The 17,889-nt window shown below is 49.9% G+C and carries 20 protein-coding genes; 11 read left to right on the forward strand and 9 right to left on the reverse strand.

Going from position 1 to position 17,889, the window contains the following annotated elements:
- Positions 1 to 3: 3 nt before the first annotated feature.
- Together yobB and holE are read right to left on the reverse strand one after the other, a co-directional pair.
- Positions 4 to 660, reverse strand: a complete 657-nt coding sequence (gene yobB, locus ACJHX3_RS00800; RefSeq protein ID WP_000011651.1) for a carbon-nitrogen hydrolase family protein YobB — start codon at positions 658 to 660, stop codon at positions 4 to 6.
- Between the two features lie 101 nt (positions 661 to 761).
- Positions 762 to 992, reverse strand: coding sequence for a DNA polymerase III subunit theta (gene holE / locus ACJHX3_RS00805; protein WP_000916763.1), 231 nt, complete (start codon positions 990 to 992; stop codon positions 762 to 764).
- A gap of 138 nt (positions 993 to 1,130) precedes the next feature.
- On the opposite strand from holE, the gene yobA reads away from it, so the two are divergent.
- The 4 genes from yobA (at position 1,131) to pphA (ending at position 3,786) form a co-directional block, all read left to right on the forward strand.
- Complete coding sequence (gene yobA / locus ACJHX3_RS00810; RefSeq protein WP_000168747.1) at positions 1,131 to 1,505, forward strand: CopC domain-containing protein YobA; 375 nt, start codon at positions 1,131 to 1,133, stop codon at positions 1,503 to 1,505.
- 3 nt (positions 1,506 to 1,508) lie between these two features.
- A complete protein-coding gene (gene copD, locus ACJHX3_RS00815; RefSeq protein ID WP_000879330.1) occupies positions 1,509 to 2,381 on the forward strand; it encodes a copper homeostasis membrane protein CopD in 873 nt (290 codons plus the stop codon).
- 12 nt (positions 2,382 to 2,393) lie between these two features.
- Positions 2,394 to 2,735: a YebY family protein gene (locus ACJHX3_RS00820; RefSeq protein WP_000976485.1), complete on the forward strand. Its 342-nt coding sequence runs from the start codon at positions 2,394 to 2,396 to the stop codon at positions 2,733 to 2,735.
- Positions 2,736 to 3,129: 394 nt separating this feature from the next.
- Positions 3,130 to 3,786, forward strand: coding sequence for a protein-serine/threonine phosphatase (gene pphA, locus ACJHX3_RS00825; RefSeq protein WP_001559255.1), 657 nt, complete (start codon positions 3,130 to 3,132; stop codon positions 3,784 to 3,786).
- Here the strand turns inward: pphA and ACJHX3_RS00830 are convergent, their stop codons facing one another.
- From ACJHX3_RS00830 to yebS, 5 genes are all read right to left on the reverse strand, one after another.
- Positions 3,787 to 3,978, reverse strand: a complete 192-nt coding sequence (locus tag ACJHX3_RS00830) for a YebW family protein (RefSeq protein WP_001296140.1) — start codon at positions 3,976 to 3,978, stop codon at positions 3,787 to 3,789.
- 104 nt (positions 3,979 to 4,082) lie between these two features.
- Positions 4,083 to 4,319, reverse strand: coding sequence for a YebV family protein (locus ACJHX3_RS00835; protein WP_001295499.1), 237 nt, complete (start codon positions 4,317 to 4,319; stop codon positions 4,083 to 4,085).
- Between the two features lie 117 nt (positions 4,320 to 4,436).
- The gene (gene rsmF, locus ACJHX3_RS00840) at positions 4,437 to 5,876 is read right to left on the reverse strand and encodes a 16S rRNA (cytosine(1407)-C(5))-methyltransferase RsmF (protein WP_024186572.1); all 1,440 of its coding nucleotides are present in this window, start codon (positions 5,874 to 5,876) and stop codon (positions 4,437 to 4,439) included.
- Between the two features lie 79 nt (positions 5,877 to 5,955).
- Positions 5,956 to 8,589 carry a lipid-binding membrane homeostasis protein YebT gene (gene yebT, locus ACJHX3_RS00845; protein ID WP_094308285.1) on the reverse strand — a complete coding sequence of 878 codons (2,634 nt, stop codon included), beginning with the start codon at positions 8,587 to 8,589 and terminating at the stop codon, positions 5,956 to 5,958.
- Entirely contained in the window at positions 8,558 to 9,841 is a 1,284-nt protein-coding gene (yebS, locus tag ACJHX3_RS00850; RefSeq protein ID WP_001469184.1) for a membrane integrity lipid transport subunit YebS, read from the reverse strand. The genes yebT and yebS overlap by 32 nt, the downstream gene beginning before the upstream one ends.
- Before the next feature lie 129 nt (positions 9,842 to 9,970).
- Here yebS and msrC point away from each other — a divergent pair, with 129 nt between their 5' ends.
- The 4 genes from msrC (at position 9,971) to htpX (ending at position 14,404) form a co-directional block, all read left to right on the forward strand.
- Positions 9,971 to 10,468, forward strand: a complete 498-nt coding sequence (msrC, locus tag ACJHX3_RS00855; RefSeq protein ID WP_001043875.1) for an L-methionine (R)-S-oxide reductase — start codon at positions 9,971 to 9,973, stop codon at positions 10,466 to 10,468.
- A gap of 96 nt (positions 10,469 to 10,564) precedes the next feature.
- Entirely contained in the window at positions 10,565 to 11,263 is a 699-nt protein-coding gene (gene proQ, locus ACJHX3_RS00860; protein WP_000431370.1) for an RNA chaperone ProQ, read from the forward strand.
- A 19-nt stretch (positions 11,264 to 11,282) separates the two neighbouring features.
- Positions 11,283 to 13,331, forward strand: coding sequence for a carboxy terminal-processing peptidase (gene prc, locus ACJHX3_RS00865; protein ID WP_094308286.1), 2,049 nt, complete (start codon positions 11,283 to 11,285; stop codon positions 13,329 to 13,331).
- A 191-nt stretch (positions 13,332 to 13,522) separates the two neighbouring features.
- The gene (htpX, locus tag ACJHX3_RS00870; protein WP_021529887.1) at positions 13,523 to 14,404 is read left to right on the forward strand and encodes a protease HtpX; all 882 of its coding nucleotides are present in this window, start codon (positions 13,523 to 13,525) and stop codon (positions 14,402 to 14,404) included.
- Positions 14,405 to 14,449: 45 nt separating this feature from the next.
- Here the strand turns inward: htpX and ACJHX3_RS00875 are convergent, their stop codons facing one another.
- Positions 14,450 to 15,823, reverse strand: coding sequence for an MFS transporter (locus ACJHX3_RS00875; protein WP_094308287.1), 1,374 nt, complete (start codon positions 15,821 to 15,823; stop codon positions 14,450 to 14,452).
- A 176-nt stretch (positions 15,824 to 15,999) separates the two neighbouring features.
- Between ACJHX3_RS00875 and kdgR the strand changes: the two genes are divergently transcribed.
- Positions 16,000 to 16,791, forward strand: coding sequence for a DNA-binding transcriptional regulator KdgR (gene kdgR / locus ACJHX3_RS00880; RefSeq protein WP_001262179.1), 792 nt, complete (start codon positions 16,000 to 16,002; stop codon positions 16,789 to 16,791).
- 143 nt (positions 16,792 to 16,934) lie between these two features.
- On the opposite strand, the gene ACJHX3_RS00885 is transcribed toward kdgR, so the two are convergent.
- On the reverse strand, positions 16,935 to 17,174 hold the full coding sequence (locus ACJHX3_RS00885; RefSeq protein WP_001211011.1) for a YobH family protein: 240 nt from the start codon (positions 17,172 to 17,174) through the stop codon (positions 16,935 to 16,937).
- 158 nt (positions 17,175 to 17,332) lie between these two features.
- Here ACJHX3_RS00885 and mgrB point away from each other — a divergent pair, with 158 nt between their 5' ends.
- Positions 17,333 to 17,476: a PhoP/PhoQ regulator MgrB gene (gene mgrB / locus ACJHX3_RS00890; protein WP_000714550.1), complete on the forward strand. Its 144-nt coding sequence runs from the start codon at positions 17,333 to 17,335 to the stop codon at positions 17,474 to 17,476.
- A 74-nt stretch (positions 17,477 to 17,550) separates the two neighbouring features.
- Complete coding sequence (locus tag ACJHX3_RS00895) at positions 17,551 to 17,838, forward strand: YebO family protein (protein WP_001006855.1); 288 nt, start codon at positions 17,551 to 17,553, stop codon at positions 17,836 to 17,838.
- Positions 17,839 to 17,889: the final 51 nt, after the last annotated feature.

Consider the following 17,889-nt stretch of genomic DNA (forward strand, 5'->3'; position numbering starts at 1 on the left):
AGCCTAGCGTAATGGAATGATATCGCCTTGCCAACCCTGTGATGAACGCTGACCGACTAACAATAATGAACCACGATCGGCGCGAACGATGAGACGACCATGTTCATCCCATAGTGCACTGTTACCACGGGCATTTGCCATCAGCACAGCAATCGAGTACTGATGTGAAAAAAATTGTAAGCGACGGGCCGACGCCAGTAGGTCGGGTTCCCCCAGACATTGCCCTGTCGTAAACAGTGAACAGGTCGGGTCCATATCCATACCTTCCGGTTGTTCATCGACCACCGTGATGGTTCTGGAACGACGGCCCAGACATGCACCATGACTCTGATGGTAGATCCCTGGTGTTTTTCGCCACGGTGCGAACACCGCAATTCCACGAATAAAGCGATCGTTATATTCAACGGGAAGGCCGGCAATGATGGTCATTCGCCAGGTCGTTGCAGCATAACAAAGCGGGTCTAACAGCGAGAGATCGGGTGGGGCAGGAAGGGCACGTCGCGAATAATCACATCCCAGTAAAGAAAGCGATGGAAAAACTAACAGCTGACATTGTTGCCTGGCGGCGGCCCTCACAAACTCCAGATGATGAGCTACCTGTTCGGTGAGTGAGGTTTTACGAGGCTCATATTGCGCTGCTGCAACTTTCCAGAACGACATAATGACTTCCTTTTCAAAATGACTGCAAATTATGGGTGCGGTTTAGAAAATACTCATAATTTAGCAGGCGTTATGTAAGAAAGTGTAACTCTGTATAAGTTTTATTTAAGTTTGGGCTCGTAAGGTAAACGTGACAGATTGACCGAAGCCAAACGGTGGGCGATAAGCCGCTCGCGAAACCAGCTGCGCAAATGTTCAGGCTGTTCACGTTCAACCGCTTCAGCGATCACCGGCATATTGTAGCGTTCTTTAAATGCCACCCCGGCCGCCGCCAAATCGACATTCACTTTATCCATTTCTGTTTGATCCAGTTTAGCCAGATTCTTCAGCATTCTTAATCTCCTCATCATTCGCGGGCAAAAGTTACTAAGAGTGAGCCTGGATGGCAAGCCGGAATTGATGATCCTCGACTCAGACATTAGACAAGGTTATGCTCTGTAAAAAAGTTATTACAAAAAGGAATAGATAATATGGCTTCAACTGCACGCTCCCTTCGCTACGCGCTGGCAATCCTGACCACTTCGTTGGTGACACCTTCCGTCTGGGCACATGCGCATTTAACGCATCAGTATCCTGCGGCAAATGCGCAAGTGACAGCTGCCCCGCAGGCAATCACTTTAAACTTCTCGGAAGGCGTTGAAACAGGATTCAGTGGTGCAAAAATCACGGGGCCAAAAAACGAAAATATTAAAACATTACCGGCGAAGCGGAATGAGCAGGACCAAAAGCAACTGATTGTTCCACTGGCCGATTCGCTGAAACCCGGAACCTACACCGTTGACTGGCATGTTGTTTCGGTGGACGGGCATAAAACGAAAGGACACTACACCTTTAGCGTGAAATAAATCATGCTGGCGTTTACCTGGATCGCGCTGCGATTTATCCATTTCACCTCGCTGATGCTGGTTTTTGGCTTCGCAATGTACGGTGCCTGGCTGGCCCCCTTAACGATTCGTCGCTTGCTGACGAAGCGTTTTCTGCGTTTACAACAGCACGCTGCCGTCTGGAGTTTGATCAGTGCCACTGCAATGCTCGCCGTTCAGGGCGGGTTGATGGGAACGGGATGGACAGATGTATTTTCGCCAAACATTTGGCAGGCTGTTTTGCAAACGCAGTTTGGTGGCGTCTGGTTATGGCAAATTGTTCTCGCCCTCGTAACGTTGATCGTCGCCCTTATGCAACCGCGGAATATGCCACGTTTGCTGTTTATGCTCACTACCGCGCAATTTATTCTGCTGGCGGGAGTCGGGCATGCGACGCTGAATGAAGGGGTAACGGCGAAAATCCATCAGACTAATCACGCGATTCACCTGATCTGTGCGGCGGCGTGGTTTGGGGGATTACTGCCGGTGCTCTGGTGTATGCAACTCATCAAAGGCCGTTGGCGACACCAGGCTATTCAGGCGCTGATGCGTTTTTCCTGGTGCGGGCATTTTGCGGTGATCGGCGTACTGGCAAGCGGCGTGCTTAATGCATTGTTGATTACCGGATTTCCCCCCACGCTTACGACTTACTGGGGCCAACTCTTATTGCTCAAAGCCATCCTGGTGATGATTATGGTGGTCATTGCGCTGGCTAATCGTTATGTTCTTGTACCGCGCATGAGGCAGGATGAAGATCGTGCGGCTCCCTGGTTTGTGTGGATGACTAAACTCGAATGGGCGATAGGTGCGGTAGTGCTGGTGATCATCAGCCTGCTTGCGACTCTCGAACCTTTTTGATGGATTACGAAAATGATGAAAAAAAGTATTCTGGCGTTTCTGTTACTCACCAGTTCTGCAGCGGTGCTGGCGGCACCGCAGGTGATTACCGTCAGTCGTTTTGAAGTGGGTAAAGACAAATGGGCATTTAACCGCGAAGAGGTGATGTTGACTTGCCGACCGGGTAATGCTTTGTATGTCATTAACCCAAGTACTCTCGTGCAGTATCCGTTAAACGATATTGCACAAAAAGAAGTCGCCAGCGGGAAGACTAAAGCCCAGCCCATTTCGGTGATTCAGATTGATGATCCTAACAATCCAGGTGAAAAAATGAGTCTGGCACCGTTTATAGAGCGAGCTGAAAAACTCTGTTAATTACCTAAAATAGCCTTTTGATTTCCAATAAAAAACCGCCTCAGTTCTTTCACCAGAACAGGCGGTTTTTAACATTTAAGCTGATGACCACCGCGCTTTTTATTGACCATTTTGCACGCAAACTGGAAAACCTGGCGTCGTCATCTATTCTTAAAGGGCAAGGCAACTAAGCCTGCATTAATGCCAACTTTTAGCGCACGGCTCTCTCCCAAGAGCCATTTCCCTGGACCGAATACAGGAATCGTGTTCGGTCTCTTTTTATCTGTTAAAAGCCAGAAGCATTCCCTTCGCTGACTTTATAGTCAACCATAACACACACTCTACTGTCTGAGTCCAGCGTTTTTTAACATTTTTGTTAAGATTATGTGATCTTTAGCGCGGGAGGAAAATATTGATGAAACAGCCTGCGCCCGTTTATCAGAGAATTGCGGGTCATCAATGGCGACATATCTGGCTTTCAGGCGATATACACGGTTGTCTTGAGCAGTTGCGCCGCAAATTATGGCATTGTGGTTTTGATCCGTGGCGAGATTTACTTATCTCAGTGGGAGACGTTATCGATCGTGGGCCGCAAAGTTTACGTTGCCTGCAGTTACTGGAACAACATTGGGTTCGTGCGGTAAGAGGCAATCATGAACAGATGGCGATGGATGCGCTGGCATCCCAGCAGATGTCTTTGTGGTTGATGAATGGCGGCGACTGGTTTATTGCGCTGGCAGATAATCAACAGAAACAAGCGAAAACGGCGCTGGAAAAATGTCAGCATTTGCCCTTTATTCTTGAAGTACACAGTCGCACCGGCAAACATGTTATTGCCCATGCCGATTATCCGGATGATGTTTATGAATGGCAAAAGGACGTCGATTTGCATCAGGTCTTGTGGAGCCGCTCACGATTACGTGAAGGCCAAAAAGGGAAGGGAATTACAGGTGCTGATCATTTCTGGTTTGGTCATACACCGTTGCGCCATCGCGTGGATATTGGCAACCTGCATTATATTGATACCGGTGCTGTCTTTGGGGGCGAACTGACCCTTGTGCAATTGCAATAATTAAAAATCACCGTACTCCTGTGCAGGTCGCCAGAAACCATCTATAAAATCCTCAATCGGAAAACAACCGCCATGGCGGATCCGTTGATCGCTCATAGAATAAAGACACTGCTGTTCCGTGTTGTAGACATCCACAACAATATCTTCACAACCGCCATCCAGGTAGCAAACAAAAAGTACCAGCGCGAACATTTCATCCCCGAAGTGTGGTGCCGTACCGTTAAGTTTAGGAGAGATTTTACAACGGGGAAATAACCAGGACAAATAACCCGCCATGCCGACGGGTTCTTTTTGGATCAGGCAAGACGCATAATCCAGGCATCAGATTGTTGATCGTAACGGGTACGGTAAAGGACAGAGTGTTCGCCATTTAGCAGGGCGGGAATACTGGTTTCAGCATCCCAGGCATCCAGTTGCATACATAAATCGGGGTCTGATTTACAAGGAATGGTTAACGTTCGATCACCCGGCGATTCGCCGTGTAATTCGCCGTCGTCGATTTCAAAAGCGCCTATGCGCACACTGGTTTTCATCTTCGTGCTCTCCATTTAGCTGCCGATTGTGGTACGACCAGTCCGATCGCACCATTTTTCAGCCTAGTTGAGGCAGCCGAATGTGCCAGTCAAAAAGTGCGCTTTTTTTGTGCGCTGTCAGGCGTTACCGGTAAAAAGTTTCCCGTCTCGCACCAGTTCACGCGGGTAGCTGTTTTTCAGTCGCGAACCAATTCGTTTGGCTAAACCAATCGGCTGATGCTGGAAAGTAACCAATACATCATCCGCTACTGGCGCGGCTTGCGGGTAAACATCGCGCCCGCGATACCACTCTTCCGCTTCCTGCGGTGTCAGTTCAAAAGCGTTCACATTGTCGGGGGAGGCAAGGGCAATAACCGCTTCATGCTGCCAGCGATAACCTTTGTTGTGCGTTTCGGCAAGTTTAATCCCCAGGCGAGAAAATCGGACTTTACCGATCAGGGCTTCAATGTCTACCGGAAACAACCACACTTCTTTGTCGCGCTGCCAGAGTCGCAGGTTTTCATCCCAGTTTAAGCCAACACCTGCAGCCGCCTGACGAATTTGTCCAGCTTCGCGATCTTTCACCGGGCTGAACGGGAAATTGCCCACTTTGTATTTTGGAGCGGGTAAGGCGGGAATCGCCTGAGTTTTACGCAGACGAGCAACGAAGAAGCCTTCGCAGTCGTAAATTTGTGGGAAAACATGCAAAAAGCCTTCCTCGGTCAGCGCCTTGTTTGCACCAGGGAAGAGATCACCAAGCGGTAAAAACTCTACTGCGTCGGGGTAAGTCTCTTTCAGCCACAGGCAAACGGCTTCGTTTTCTTCCTGGTTTAAGGTACAGGTCGAGTAAACCAGCGTACCGCCAGGGCGTAATGAATGAAAGGCGCTGTCGATCAGTTCCCGTTGGGTAGCTGCGATTTCCTGATTGCTTTCTGGTGACCAGTTTTTTAGCGCATCGGGATCTTTACGCACCACGCCTTCGCCGGAGCAGGGAGCGTCCAGCAAAATGGCATCGAACATTTCTGGCAATGCCGCACCAAACACGCGGCCATCAAAATGTGTGAGCGCAACATTACTGATACCACAGCGGCTGATATTGGCATGTAACACTTTTACCCGGCTGGCAGAAAACTCATTGGCAAGGATAGCCCCTTCGTTATTCATCCGCGCGGCAATTTGCGTCGTTTTGGAGCCTGGCGCAGCAGCGACATCCATCACCCGCTGTGGTGCATTACCGTCAGCAAACAAGGCGGCGACGGGCAACATTGAACTGGCTTCCTGAATATAAAACAGGCCACTTAAATGCTCGGCGGTACTACCCAATGGCAATGCATCTTCATTGTCGCGTTCAATCCAGAAACCTTCTTCACACCACGGAATTGGCGTAAGCGTCCAGCCATAAGGGGCGGTTAATTGCAGGAAATCAGCAACGGAGATTTTCAGCGTATTAACGCGAATACTGCGGCGCAACGGGCGCTGACAGGCGGCAAGAAAATCATCAAAAGAGAGCGTCGAAGGCATTGCTTCGCGCATTTGCGTCAGAAAGGCGTCCGGGAAATAAACGGTGTGTTGGGCCACGAGCATATACCACTGGCAAAAAAACAGGCGCGCAGTTTAGCATAAACGCTCCGGCGCAGGCACGCCGGAGCAGTGGGCATTATTTGGGAAGCGCAGTTCCCCATTCACGCCACTCTTTCGGTTCACTTTCCTGCAACAGGAAGTGCTTGCCTTCCTGGGCTTTCGGTGCCAGTGGCGTACCCGGAGGCGTGGCGAAGGCGATGCCGCCACGGATAAACTGGTTAAAGGTGCCGGTTTTCACTACGCCGCCCGTCAGACCAAAGTCCAGACTGTAACCCGATGCCAACCAGAAGACGGAATTGTTACGCACCAGGTGTTGATAGCGTTTACTGATGCGCATCGCAATCATCACGCGATCTGACAATGTCCCCAGCGTCATTCCGGTAACCGTACCGACTTCCAGACCACGGAACAACACAGGTGTACCGATACCTAACGAACCGGCTTCCGGCGCTTCAACAATAATGCTTAAGCCATCCAGGTAACGCGAATCAGTTATGGTGGCCTCTTGTAATTCAAAGTCGCGGCGAGGATTGCCCCGGCCTGGTTCGACGTTGATATACGGCTGGAGGATAGTATCTAGATGCTCAACGCCAGCTGCCGAAATTTGCGGTGTGACCACTGAGAAGCGCGTACCACCGCGAGCAAAGGTCTGGACATATTCCGGATAGAGCACCGCCTTTGCCTGTACTTCATTGCGCGCGGTAATCAGATCCAGCGTCTGGATTTGCCCGATATCAATACCGAGATAGCGAATTGGCATTCCGACCGCCAGTTTTCCGGCATCGAAAGCGTGAAGCGTAATCTGCCCGCCAACCGCACGGGCCGCTGTTTCGGAAGCATACAGAATACGCTTATCGCCTTTACGCTGACTGGCGCTGGCACCGCTGAGGTTATCGAAGCTAATGGCTCCCTTTAATGCTCTGGAGAGCGGGGATGCCTGTACGGTCAGGCCACTACCATTCAGCTGAACTTTCGCCCCGCCTTCTGCCCAGAACACGCTATTGCTGGTCAGAAGGTTGCGATACTCCGGCTTAATATGCAGATCGATATCAAACGCGTTAGCTCGCGGGCGCACGGTAATAACTTCACCAACTTCAAATTTACGGTACAGCACTACCGAGCCTGCCTGCACATCCGGCAGCGTCTCTGCACTCAAACTTACGGTTGTGGTGGGTAAATCGCTAAGGCTATTCTCCAGCGCTTTTTCCAGATTGGCATACAGTGGATAGCTGGCTTTCATCTCGCCTTTATCGCCTGGCAGAATACGTATCCCGCCGTTAATCCATTCTGAGGCGCTGGCACCGAGAAACTCAACGCCATCCAGCCCCACCTTCACGTCGACACGGCTGTTGACGACAAATTTGCTATCGCCTTTTACCAGTTCGCGATGCTGAGGCTCGATGGCGACGGTAAAGGTGACGCCTTTACTGGTGAGTTTACGATCGATAACCTGGCCTACCTGCACGCCGTGAAGAATGAGCGGCTGACCAGCATCAATACCGTAACTTTCCGGCGCGGTCAGGGTCAGCGTCAGAACATCTGGCTCATGGAGCAGGGCTTTTTCGCCAGGAACAACAATAAACTCTTTACGTGGCTCACCGTCGCCCGGCACCAACTCGAAGGTTTTGCCGGTCAGCAGGGCACTGAGATTGGCATCGCTAAGGGATAATTTCGGATTACGTAATTCGATGCGGGTATTTTCCCGTAACAGCGTAACGACGCTGGGATCAACGGTCATTTCTCCGGTGACTTTGCCACCAGGATTTAAATCCAGTTTAGTCAGCTGTCCGACTTCCAGCCCCTGATACATTAACGGCGTCGAGTTGGCGGTTAATCCGGCCCCACTCGACAGTTCCAGTTTTATTATTACGCCACGCTGGCTGTGGGCGAGATCTTCATACAGACCAAAGGTATCTTCCGCCTCGGCAGGTTTCGACTCTTCAGGTGAATCGAAGGCAATCGCACCGTTAACCAGTGCCGCCAGACTTTCCAGTTTCACCTTCGCGCCACTGATACTGACGTTGGCATCAACGCCGGAAACGTTCCAGAAACGGCTACCTTTTTTCACCAGATCGGTAAAACGCCGCTCGATCAGGACATCAATCACCACGCCTTGCTTATTGGGATTGATGGCATAGTCGTAGACTTTACCCACCGGGATCTTGCGGAAATAGACCAATGAACCACTGTTCAGCGAACCGAGATCGGGGGCTTGCAGGTGGATCATCAGATCGCCATTGTCCAGCCGATATTTCGGTTGGGTATCGAGTGCGACAAAGTGATCCTGCTCTTTACCTTTACCTGGCATCATGCCGATATAGTTACCACCGACGAGGGCGTCCAGCCCGGAGACACCTGCCAGCGAGGCCTTTGGCGTCACCAGCCAGAACTGTGTCTCTTCGCGCAGCGCATCTTTCATATCGGACTTGATGCTGACCTTGACTTCAATCTTACGAAGATCGTCGCTCAGGCTGATATCCTGCACAGTTCCGACTTCAACGCCCTGATAACGAACAGGGGTGCGGCCCGGGACAATACCATCCGCCGACATAAAGTCGATGGTGACGGTATTACCCCGGTCCTGATAACTGTCCCAAATCAGCCAACCAGCAATCATTAGCGCGATGAACGGCAGCAGCCAGAAAGGTGAGATACGGCGTTTATTTTTAATCTGTGCTTCAGTCGTCGAAGCGGGCGTTTCCTGACTCATGTGCATCCCAAAGTAAGCGGCTGTCCAGCCATTCCACAGCAAGAATAGTCAAAATTACCGCTGCGCCGAAATAAAACGCAGCCGGTCCCATAGTAAAAGCGAGGATCTGATCGCGATTAATCAGCGACATGGTTAAAGATATGACAAACAGGTCAAGCATCGACCAGCGACCAATCCAGGTCACCATCCGCAGTAACAGAATGCGTGTGCGTAAACCTTGCTGGCATTTAAAATGAATACTCAACAGTAAAGTGAACATGACGATCACTTTAGTAAACGGCACCAGAATACTGGCGATAAAGACGATTCCTGCGACCGCAATGTTGCTACTTGCCAGCGACATAATCCCGGAAAGAATCGTATCTTCCTGCCGGCCACCATTCAGATAAATGACAGAAATAGGCAACAGGTTGGCAGGTAACAACAAAACGATTGATGCTAACAGCGCCGCCCAGCATTTTTGCAGACTATGACGGCGACGCAGGCGTAGCGGGATATGGCAACGCGGGCAGCGACCACGCTGATCAGGATAGCCGGTAAAATGGCACCCAAGACAAACACGGAGTTTCTCGTCTCTACGCGTAGCGGGGTGCTGTGGATAAAATCGCTCCCACAGTTCTTCGACATTAAGATGTGACAACGTCACCGTCGTTAAAATCACCAACGCCACAAAAGAGAACAAGCCGACACCCGCCTGGATATGGGCATAATCCTGTACCTTTATAGAAGCAACGCCAATGCCGACCAGGTAGATATCCAGCATTACCCACTCTTTAAGTCGTTCAAGCATCAGCAGTACCGGACGTAAATTCATTCCCAGTCGGTTACCAAACCATAAATAAGCTATGGAGGTCACCAGAATGAGGGGGGCACCGATAACGCAGAAAAAGACCATCGACCCCGTTATCGCATCGCCCTGTTTGGTCATTTGCCAGATGCCTTGCATAACGTTGGCGTCAATACGAATGCCTAACAGCCAGATATGCAACAGCGGTTCGCCCCAGGCAAACGGCATAAGCAACAGCATGGTGAAGGCCATTGCCGCCAGGCGCGTTAGCGACCAGTCGCGCCCGTCACGAATTTTTGCCTGACAGCGCGGACAATAGGCACTTTGATGAGAATTTATCTCGGGCAGGCTAAACAGCATGTCACATTGCGGGCAACGTTGGTAATCACCACGCGGCAGTTCCTCACCGATAGCCCTCACTGTTATCTTTTTTGTCGGCGTAATTTGTGGTGTGTTAAGAGCCATGACGTGCCAAATGTAATAAGAATTAACATTAATCTTAACCCATGATGGGAATGATCTTGAGCATTAACGCATTTAATGCTTATTTTAATAGGCTGGCAGTTCCAGGTAAGACAACCAAGTGATTATATAATGAACAAAACAGAATTTTACGCGGATTTAAATCGCGACTTTAACGCGCTGATGGCAGGAGAAACCAGTTTTCTGGCAACGCTTGCTAACACCAGTGCGTTGTTATATGAGCGTCTCAGTGACGTTAACTGGGCAGGTTTTTATTTGCTTGAGGACGATACACTGGTGCTCGGACCATTTCAGGGCAAAATTGCCTGTGTCCGGATACCCGTCGGGCGCGGCGTGTGCGGTACTGCGGTTGCCCGCAATCAAGTGCAGCGTATCGAGGATGTTCATGCGTTTGACGGGCATATTGCCTGTGATGCGACAAGTAATTCTGAAATTGTTCTGCCGCTGGTGGTGAAAAATCAGATTATTGGTGTTCTCGACATCGATAGTACCGTCTTCGATCGCTTTACAGACGAGGACGAGCAAGGCTTACGTCAGCTTGTGGCACAGCTTGAAAAGGTGCTTGCAACGACGGATTACAAAAAATTCTTTGCGAGCGTCGCAGGATAATCAACGGATAACGTAGCATTTACTGATAGCGTCATTATAATGACGCCTGTTCATGCCTGCGCTTGTTGGCTACGTCCGTTGTAATCAGGAAATTTCATGGAAAATCAACCTAAGTTGAATAGCAGTAAAGAAGTAATCGCGTTTCTGGCCGAACGTTTTCCCCACTGTTTCAGTGCGGAAGGTGAAGCGCGTCCGCTGAAAATCGGTATTTTTCAGGATTTGGTCGATCGTGTTGCCGGGGAAATGAACCTGAGCAAAACGCAATTACGATCCGCTTTACGTCTCTACACTTCGAGCTGGCGTTATCTTTACGGTGTTAAACCCGGCGCAACGCGTGTCGATCTTGACGGCAACCCATGCGGTGAGCTGGACGAGCAACATGTAGAGCATGCTCGCAAGCAGCTTGAAGAAGCGAAAGCGCGTGTTCAGGCACAGCGTGCTGAACAGCAAGCGAAAAAACGCGAAGCTGCCGCAGCTGCTGGTGAGAAAGAAGACGCACCGCGACGCGAACGCAAGCCACGTCCGACCACGCCACGCCGCAAAGAAGGCGCTGAACGTAAACCTCGTGCGCAAAAGCCGGTAGAGAAAGCGCCAAAAACAGTAAAAGCACCTCGCGAAGAACAGCACACCCCGGTTTCTGACATTTCAGCTCTGACTGTCGGACAAGCCCTGAAGGTGAAAGCGGGTCAAAACGCGATGGATGCCACCGTATTAGAAATCACCAAAGACGGCGTCCGCGTCCAGCTGAATTCGGGTATGTCTTTGATTGTGCGCGCAGAACACCTGGTGTTCTGAAACGGAGGCCGGGCCAGGCATGAACATGTTTTTTAGGCTTACCGCGTTAGCTGGCCTGCTTGCAATAGCAGGCCATACCTTCGCTGTAGAAGATATCACGCGTGCTGATCAAATTCCGGTATTAAAGGAAGAGACGCAGCATGCGACGGTAAGTGAGCGCGTAACGTCGCGCTTCACCCGTTCTCATTATCGCCAGTTCGACCTCGATCAGGCATTTTCGGCCAAAATCTTTGACCGCTACCTGAATCTGCTCGATTACAGCCACAACGTGCTGCTGGCAAGCGATGTTGAACAGTTCGCGAAAAAGAAAACCGAGTTAGGTGATGAACTGCGTTCAGGAAAACTCGACGTTTTCTACGATCTCTACAATCTGGCGCAAAAGCGCCGTTTTGAGCGTTACCAGTACGCTTTGTCGGTACTGGAAAAGCCGATGGATTTTACCGGCAACGACACTTATAACCTTGACCGCAGCAAAGCGCCATGGCCGAAAAACGAGGCTGAGTTGAACGCGCTGTGGGACAGTAAAGTCAAATTCGACGAGTTAAGCCTGAAGCTGGCAGGAAAAACGGATAAAGAAATTCGTGAAACCCTGACTCGCCGCTACAAATTTGCCATTCGTCGTCTGGCGCAAACCAACAGCGAAGATGTTTTCTCGCTGGCAATGACGGCGTTTGCGCGTGAAATCGACCCGCATACCAACTATCTTTCCCCGCGTAATACCGAACAGTTCAACACTGAAATGAGTTTGTCGCTGGAAGGTATTGGCGCAGTTCTGCAAATGGATGATGACTACACCGTTATCAATTCGATGGTGGCAGGTGGTCCGGCAGCGAAGAGTAAAGCTATCAGCGTTGGTGACAAAATTGTCGGTGTTGGTCAAACAGGCAAGCCGATGGTTGACGTGATTGGCTGGCGTCTTGATGATGTGGTTGCCTTAATTAAAGGGCCGAAGGGCAGTAAAGTTCGTCTGGAAATTTTACCTGCTGGTAAAGGGACCAAGACCCGTACTGTAACGTTGACCCGTGAACGTATTCGCCTCGAAGACCGTGCGGTTAAAATGTCGGTGAAGACCGTCGGTAAAGAGAAAGTCGGCGTTCTGGATATTCCAGGTTTCTATGTGGGTTTGACAGACGATGTCAAAGTGCAGTTGCAGAAACTGGAAAAACAGAATGTCAGCAGTGTCATCATCGACCTGCGTAGCAATGGCGGTGGGGCGTTGACCGAAGCGGTATCGCTCTCCGGTCTGTTCATTCCATCCGGTCCGATTGTTCAGGTCCGTGATAACAACGGTAAAGTTCGTGAAGACAGCGATACTGATGGGCAGGTTTTCTATAAAGGCCCGCTGGTGGTGCTGGTTGACCGCTTCAGTGCTTCGGCTTCAGAAATCTTTGCCGCGGCAATGCAGGATTACGGTCGTGCGCTGGTTGTGGGTGAACCGACGTTTGGTAAAGGCACCGTTCAGCAATACCGTTCATTGAACCGTATTTACGATCAGATGTTACGTCCTGAATGGCCAGCGCTGGGTTCTGTGCAGTACACGATCCAGAAATTCTATCGCGTTAACGGCGGCAGTACGCAACGTAAAGGCGTAACGCCAGACATCATCATGCCGACGGGTAATGAAGAAACGGAAACCGGTGAGAAATTCGAAGATAACGCGCTGCCGTGGGATAGCATCGATGCCGCGACCTATGTGAAATCAGGCGATTTAACGGCCTTTGGACCGGAGCTGCTGAAGGAACATAATGCGCGTATCGCGAAAGATCCTGAGTTCCAGAACATCATGAAGGATATCGCGCGCTTCAACGCCATGAAGGACAAGCGCAATATCGTTTCTCTGAATTACGCTGTGCGTGAGAAAGAGAATAATGAAGATGATGCGACGCGTCTGGCGCGTTTGAACGAACGTTTTAAACGCGAAGGTAAACCGGAGTTGAAGAAACTGGATGATCTACCGAAAGATTACCAGGAGCCGGATCCTTATCTGGATGAGACGGTGAATATCGCACTCGATCTGGCAAAGCTTGAAAAAGCCAGACCCGCGGAACAACCCGCTCCCGTCAAGTAATATCAATCAGGCACAAGAAATTGTGCCTGATTTTTTAACAGCGGCAAGATGCCGTAAATCAGATGCTACAAAATGTAAAGTTGTGTCTTTCTGGTGACTTACGCACTATCCAGACTTGAAAATATTCGCGTAACCCATACGATGTGGGTATCGCATATTGCGTTTTGTTAAACTGAGGTAAAAAGAAAATTATGATGCGAATCGCGCTCTTCCTGCTAACGAACCTGGCCGTAATGGTCGTTTTCGGGCTGGTACTGAGCCTGACAGGGATACAGTCGAGCAGCGTTCAGGGGCTGATGATCATGGCCTTGCTGTTCGGTTTTGGTGGTTCCTTCGTTTCGCTTCTGATGTCCAAATGGATGGCATTACGATCTGTTGGCGGGGAAGTGATCGAGCAACCGCGTAACGAAAGGGAACGTTGGCTGGTCAATACTGTAGCAACCCAGGCTCGTCAGGTGGGGATCGCTATGCCGCAAGTGGCTATCTACCATGCGCCGGACATCAACGCTTTTGCAACCGGTGCGCGCCGTGATGCCTCTCTGGTTGCTGTCAGCACCGGTTTGCTGCAGAACATGAGCCCGGATGAAGCCGAGGCGGTAATTGCTCACGAAATCAGCCACATCGCCAATGGTGATATGGTCACCATGACGCTGATTCAGGGCGTGGTGAACACCTTCGTTATCTTTATTTCCCGTATTCTGGCGCAGCTTGCCGCGGGTTTTATGGGCGGAAATCGTGATGAAGGTGAAGAGAGCAACGGCAACCCGCTGATCTACTTTGCGGTTGCAACGGTTCTGGAACTGGTGTTTGGTATTCTGGCGAGCATTATCACCATGTGGTTCTCGCGTCATCGTGAATTCCACGCTGATGCCGGTTCGGCAAAACTGGTTGGTCGCGAGAAAATGATTGCCGCGCTGCAGCGCCTGAAAACCAGCTATGAACCGCAAGAAGCAACCAGCATGATGGCTTTCTGTATTAACGGTAAGTCGAAATCGCTCAGTGAGTTGTTCATGACTCACCCGCCGCTGGATAAACGTATTGAAGCTCTGCGTACGGGTGAATACCTGAAGTAATATGAAGTAAATACTAAAAAGCGCGTCCTGATCGACGCGCTTTTTTTATGCCCTGGCTCGTGGCTGAGTGATACGTAAACCACTGACACAGGCAGCAATCACTGCCAGAATAGCCGCAGCCATCAGCGAGACGTGCGTACCATTATCACCAAACTGATTTAGCATCAGCGCCACCAGTGCCGCGCCGCTACTCTGACCCAGTAGACGAGCCGTCCCTAACATGCCACTGGCCCCACCGCTACGTTCGCGCGGAGCGGAGGTTATAATGGTGTGGTTATTGGGTGACTGGAATAAGCCAAATCCAGCGCCACATAAGATCATCGGCCAGATAATATTGATATCCGCAGGTGACGCGGGCAGCAGAACCAGGGAAAAAAGCCCCGCAGCCATGATGAACAACCCTAAAGCACCCAGCAATCCTGCATGTACGCGTTCAATCAAATAGCCTGCCAGCGGAGCCATCACCATTGTTGCTAACGGCCACGGTGTCAGAAGTAAACCTGTTTCGACTTCACTACGCCCGAGCACGGTTTGCAGGTAAAAGGGCAGGGAAACCATTGCCAGCATTTGTGCGCAGAAAGAGCAAACAGATGTGCAAATAGAAAGTGAAAACAGCGGGATACGCAGTAAATCCACCGGTAGCAGCGGTACGGGAAGAGAAAGCTGGCGGCGAATAAAGAAAATACCAACGACAACCATTACCACCAGTTCCGCGCCAATCAACGTCAGCGATTGCCCCTGAGCGAAACCACTCAATGCAGTAATAAGCAGGCCGAAGGTTAACGCGTTCATCACGGCGCTGGGCAGGTCGAAACGGGGTTTACTGGCACGAGAGCCATTGGGTGGCAGAAAACGCATGGCCAGAAGCAGGGCGATAATACCCAACGGTACGTTGATTAAAAATAACCATTTCCAGGATGCGATGGAGAGGATTGCTGCAGCAATTGTCGGCCCGGCAGCAGAAGAGACGGCAACAATAAACGAGTTTACGCCCATCCCTCTACCCAGAAAACGTTGTGGATAGATCAGGCGGATAAGTGCGGCATTAACGCTCATCAACGCTGCACCGCCGAAACCTTGTATGACACGCGCAAGGGTGAGCATTTGTAGCGAATCAGAAAGGGCGCAGAACAGTGAAGACAACAGAAAAACGACCAGACCGCATTTATAAATACGTCGATAGCCAAACATATCGCCCAGAAACGAAAACGAGAGCAGGGAGATGACAATGGCGATTTGATAGGCGTTCACTACCCAGATGGAACTGGCCGGTGTGGCATGAAGGTCTGTGGCGATTGTTGGCAAGGCGACGTTGGCGATTGCGCCGTCAAGGACAGCCATCGAAATACCAATCACAATGGTTAATATCGCACCGTATCGCTGGGGCAACGGCAGGCCGTCGGCCTGAACTTTTGGCATAGGAATTTTATATCTTTGGTGAATAATCAACAGGGGTAAGATTCTAGCACTGATATTCACGGTGGATGTCGCAGAATTGTAACTAACCGGCAAAAGATGGATTGCGACCACCCAGGTGCGAAATTATAATAAAAAACAGTTCTGATTTTTATAAAACACTCGCAATGAGGTGATAAATGGCTAACGCAGATCTGGATAAACAGCCTGATTCTGTATCTTCCGTGCTGAAAGTTTTTGGCATTTTGCAGGCGCTGGGTGAAGAGCGCGAAATAGGGATAACCGAGCTGTCGCAGCGCGTCATGATGTCAAAAAGCACCGTTTATCGCTTTTTACAGACCATGAAAACCCTGGGTTATGTGGCGCAGGAAGGGGAGTCGGAGAAATATTCGCTGACCCTGAAATTGTTTGAACTGGGCGCTCGCGCGTTACAAAACGTCGATTTAATTCGTAGCGCAGATATCCAGATGCGTGAGATCTCCCGCCTGACGAAAGAAACTATCCACCTCGGCGCACTGGACGAAGACAGTATTGTTTACATCCACAAAATTGACTCTATGTACAATTTGCGCATGTATTCACGGATTGGGCGTCGTAATCCACTGTACAGCACCGCGATTGGTAAGGTACTGCTGGCATGGCGCGATCGCGATGAAGTGAAGCAAATTCTTGAGGGCGTGGAGTATAAACGCAGTACCGAACGGACCATCATCAGTACAGAAGCGTTATTACCCGTTCTGGACCAGGTGCGCGAGCAGGGGTATGGCGAAGATAACGAAGAGCAGGAAGAAGGACTGCGTTGCATTGCGGTTCCGGTATTTGATCGCTTTGGCGTGGTCATTGCCGGTCTGAGCATCTCCTTCCCGACGTTGCGTTTCTCTGAAGAGCGTTTACAGGAATATGTCGCAATGTTGCATACCGCGGCGCGCAAAATTTCTGCCCAAATGGGTTATCACGACTATCCGTTCTGATGAGAGTAAGAACCTGTCTGAATATCAAACAGACAGGTTCTTTATTTAGAATGAGAAAAATAAAGTTAAAGGAGGCGTTATATTAAACGCGCTTGCGGTAAGAATATTTTACTCATGAGTAAGAATCTGGTTATTTATTACCCTTAACCATTATCGACCACAATATTGCTTTTACGTAACAACGGGCAATCTGTTATCCCCAGAAAACCACTTTTAGTGTGCAGGTATTGTACCGTGCTGGTGCCTCTGGCGGTCAGATAGGTACATTGCAAACCTAATCCCGCGGCATTCTCTTTGCTTCCAATCAAAACGCCATATCCGCTGAGTAATAATCCTATCCATACCAGTGCTATCAGCATAACTGTGCGAATGATGAATCGCATTACAACCTCTTCTCTTTTTATGTTCGCTTAATCGTAGCGGCAATATGCGCTGAAGCAAGCGACTCATTCTGAAAAAGCACGAATATCGACATAGTTAGGCGCTGTTTAACTAACGCATGCTAGTTTAATGACATAAGGTAGGTGAAACGGAGATTGGAGTGAAAAAGTTTCGATGGGTCGTTCTGGTTGTCGTGGTGTTGGCTTGCTTGCTGCTTTGGGCGCAGGTATTCAACATGATGTGCGATCAGGATGTACAATTTTTCAGCGGAATTTGTGCCATTAACCAGTTTATCCCGTGGTGATATCATTTTTTCAGCACTAGATTTTCTTCCTCTCCAGCAGTGGTAGAATAGCGCCTCTACTCAGAGGTGGTGAAATGAACGAAGTTGTAAATTCAGGCGTGATGAACATTGCGTCTTTGGTTGTATCGGTGGTGGTTCTTTTTATCGGGCTTATCTTGTGGTTTTTTATCAATCGTGCCAGTTCACGGACTAACGAACAGATTGAACTGCTTGAGGCGTTGCTGGATCAGCAAAAACGTCAAAATGCTCTGTTACGTCGTTTGTGCGAAGCAAACGAACCTGAGAAAGCAGATAAAAAGACCGTTGAGAGTCAAAAATCGGTTGAAGACGAAGATATTATTCGTCTGGTCGCCGAACGATAATCCTTCCTCAATCTTGAGTAACCCCGTCGTTGAAGGGTTACTCAATTCATC

The sequence above is a fragment of the Escherichia sp. WS1265 genome (assembly GCF_046487585.1).
Lineage (GTDB): Bacteria > Pseudomonadota > Gammaproteobacteria > Enterobacterales > Enterobacteriaceae > Escherichia > Escherichia coli.

What these genes read in the sequence shown, in the direction of transcription:
- yobB (WP_000011651.1), bottom strand. Translation starts at nt 660, where the DNA reads ATGTCGTTCTGGAAAGTTGCAGCAGCGCAATATGAGCCTCGTAAAACC.
- holE (WP_000916763.1), bottom strand. Translation starts at nt 992, where the DNA reads ATGCTGAAGAATCTGGCTAAACTGGATCAAACAGAAATGGATAAAGTG.
- yobA (WP_000168747.1), top strand. Translation starts at nt 1,131, where the DNA reads ATGGCTTCAACTGCACGCTCCCTTCGCTACGCGCTGGCAATCCTGACC.
- copD (WP_000879330.1), top strand. Translation starts at nt 1,509, where the DNA reads ATGCTGGCGTTTACCTGGATCGCGCTGCGATTTATCCATTTCACCTCG.
- ACJHX3_RS00820 (WP_000976485.1), top strand. Translation starts at nt 2,394, where the DNA reads ATGATGAAAAAAAGTATTCTGGCGTTTCTGTTACTCACCAGTTCTGCA.
- pphA (WP_001559255.1), top strand. Translation starts at nt 3,130, where the DNA reads ATGAAACAGCCTGCGCCCGTTTATCAGAGAATTGCGGGTCATCAATGG.
- ACJHX3_RS00830 (WP_001296140.1), bottom strand. Translation starts at nt 3,978, where the DNA reads ATGTTCGCGCTGGTACTTTTTGTTTGCTACCTGGATGGCGGTTGTGAA.
- ACJHX3_RS00835 (WP_001295499.1), bottom strand. Translation starts at nt 4,319, where the DNA reads ATGAAAACCAGTGTGCGCATAGGCGCTTTTGAAATCGACGACGGCGAA.
- yebT (WP_094308285.1), bottom strand. Translation starts at nt 8,589, where the DNA reads ATGAGTCAGGAAACGCCCGCTTCGACGACTGAAGCACAGATTAAAAAT.
- yebS (WP_001469184.1), bottom strand. Translation starts at nt 9,841, where the DNA reads ATGGCTCTTAACACACCACAAATTACGCCGACAAAAAAGATAACAGTG.
- msrC (WP_001043875.1), top strand. Translation starts at nt 9,971, where the DNA reads ATGAACAAAACAGAATTTTACGCGGATTTAAATCGCGACTTTAACGCG.
- proQ (WP_000431370.1), top strand. Translation starts at nt 10,565, where the DNA reads ATGGAAAATCAACCTAAGTTGAATAGCAGTAAAGAAGTAATCGCGTTT.
- prc (WP_094308286.1), top strand. Translation starts at nt 11,283, where the DNA reads ATGAACATGTTTTTTAGGCTTACCGCGTTAGCTGGCCTGCTTGCAATA.
- htpX (WP_021529887.1), top strand. Translation starts at nt 13,523, where the DNA reads ATGATGCGAATCGCGCTCTTCCTGCTAACGAACCTGGCCGTAATGGTC.
- ACJHX3_RS00875 (WP_094308287.1), bottom strand. Translation starts at nt 15,823, where the DNA reads ATGCCAAAAGTTCAGGCCGACGGCCTGCCGTTGCCCCAGCGATACGGT.
- kdgR (WP_001262179.1), top strand. Translation starts at nt 16,000, where the DNA reads ATGGCTAACGCAGATCTGGATAAACAGCCTGATTCTGTATCTTCCGTG.
- ACJHX3_RS00885 (WP_001211011.1), bottom strand. Translation starts at nt 17,174, where the DNA reads ATGCGATTCATCATTCGCACAGTTATGCTGATAGCACTGGTATGGATA.
- ACJHX3_RS00895 (WP_001006855.1), top strand. Translation starts at nt 17,551, where the DNA reads ATGAACGAAGTTGTAAATTCAGGCGTGATGAACATTGCGTCTTTGGTT.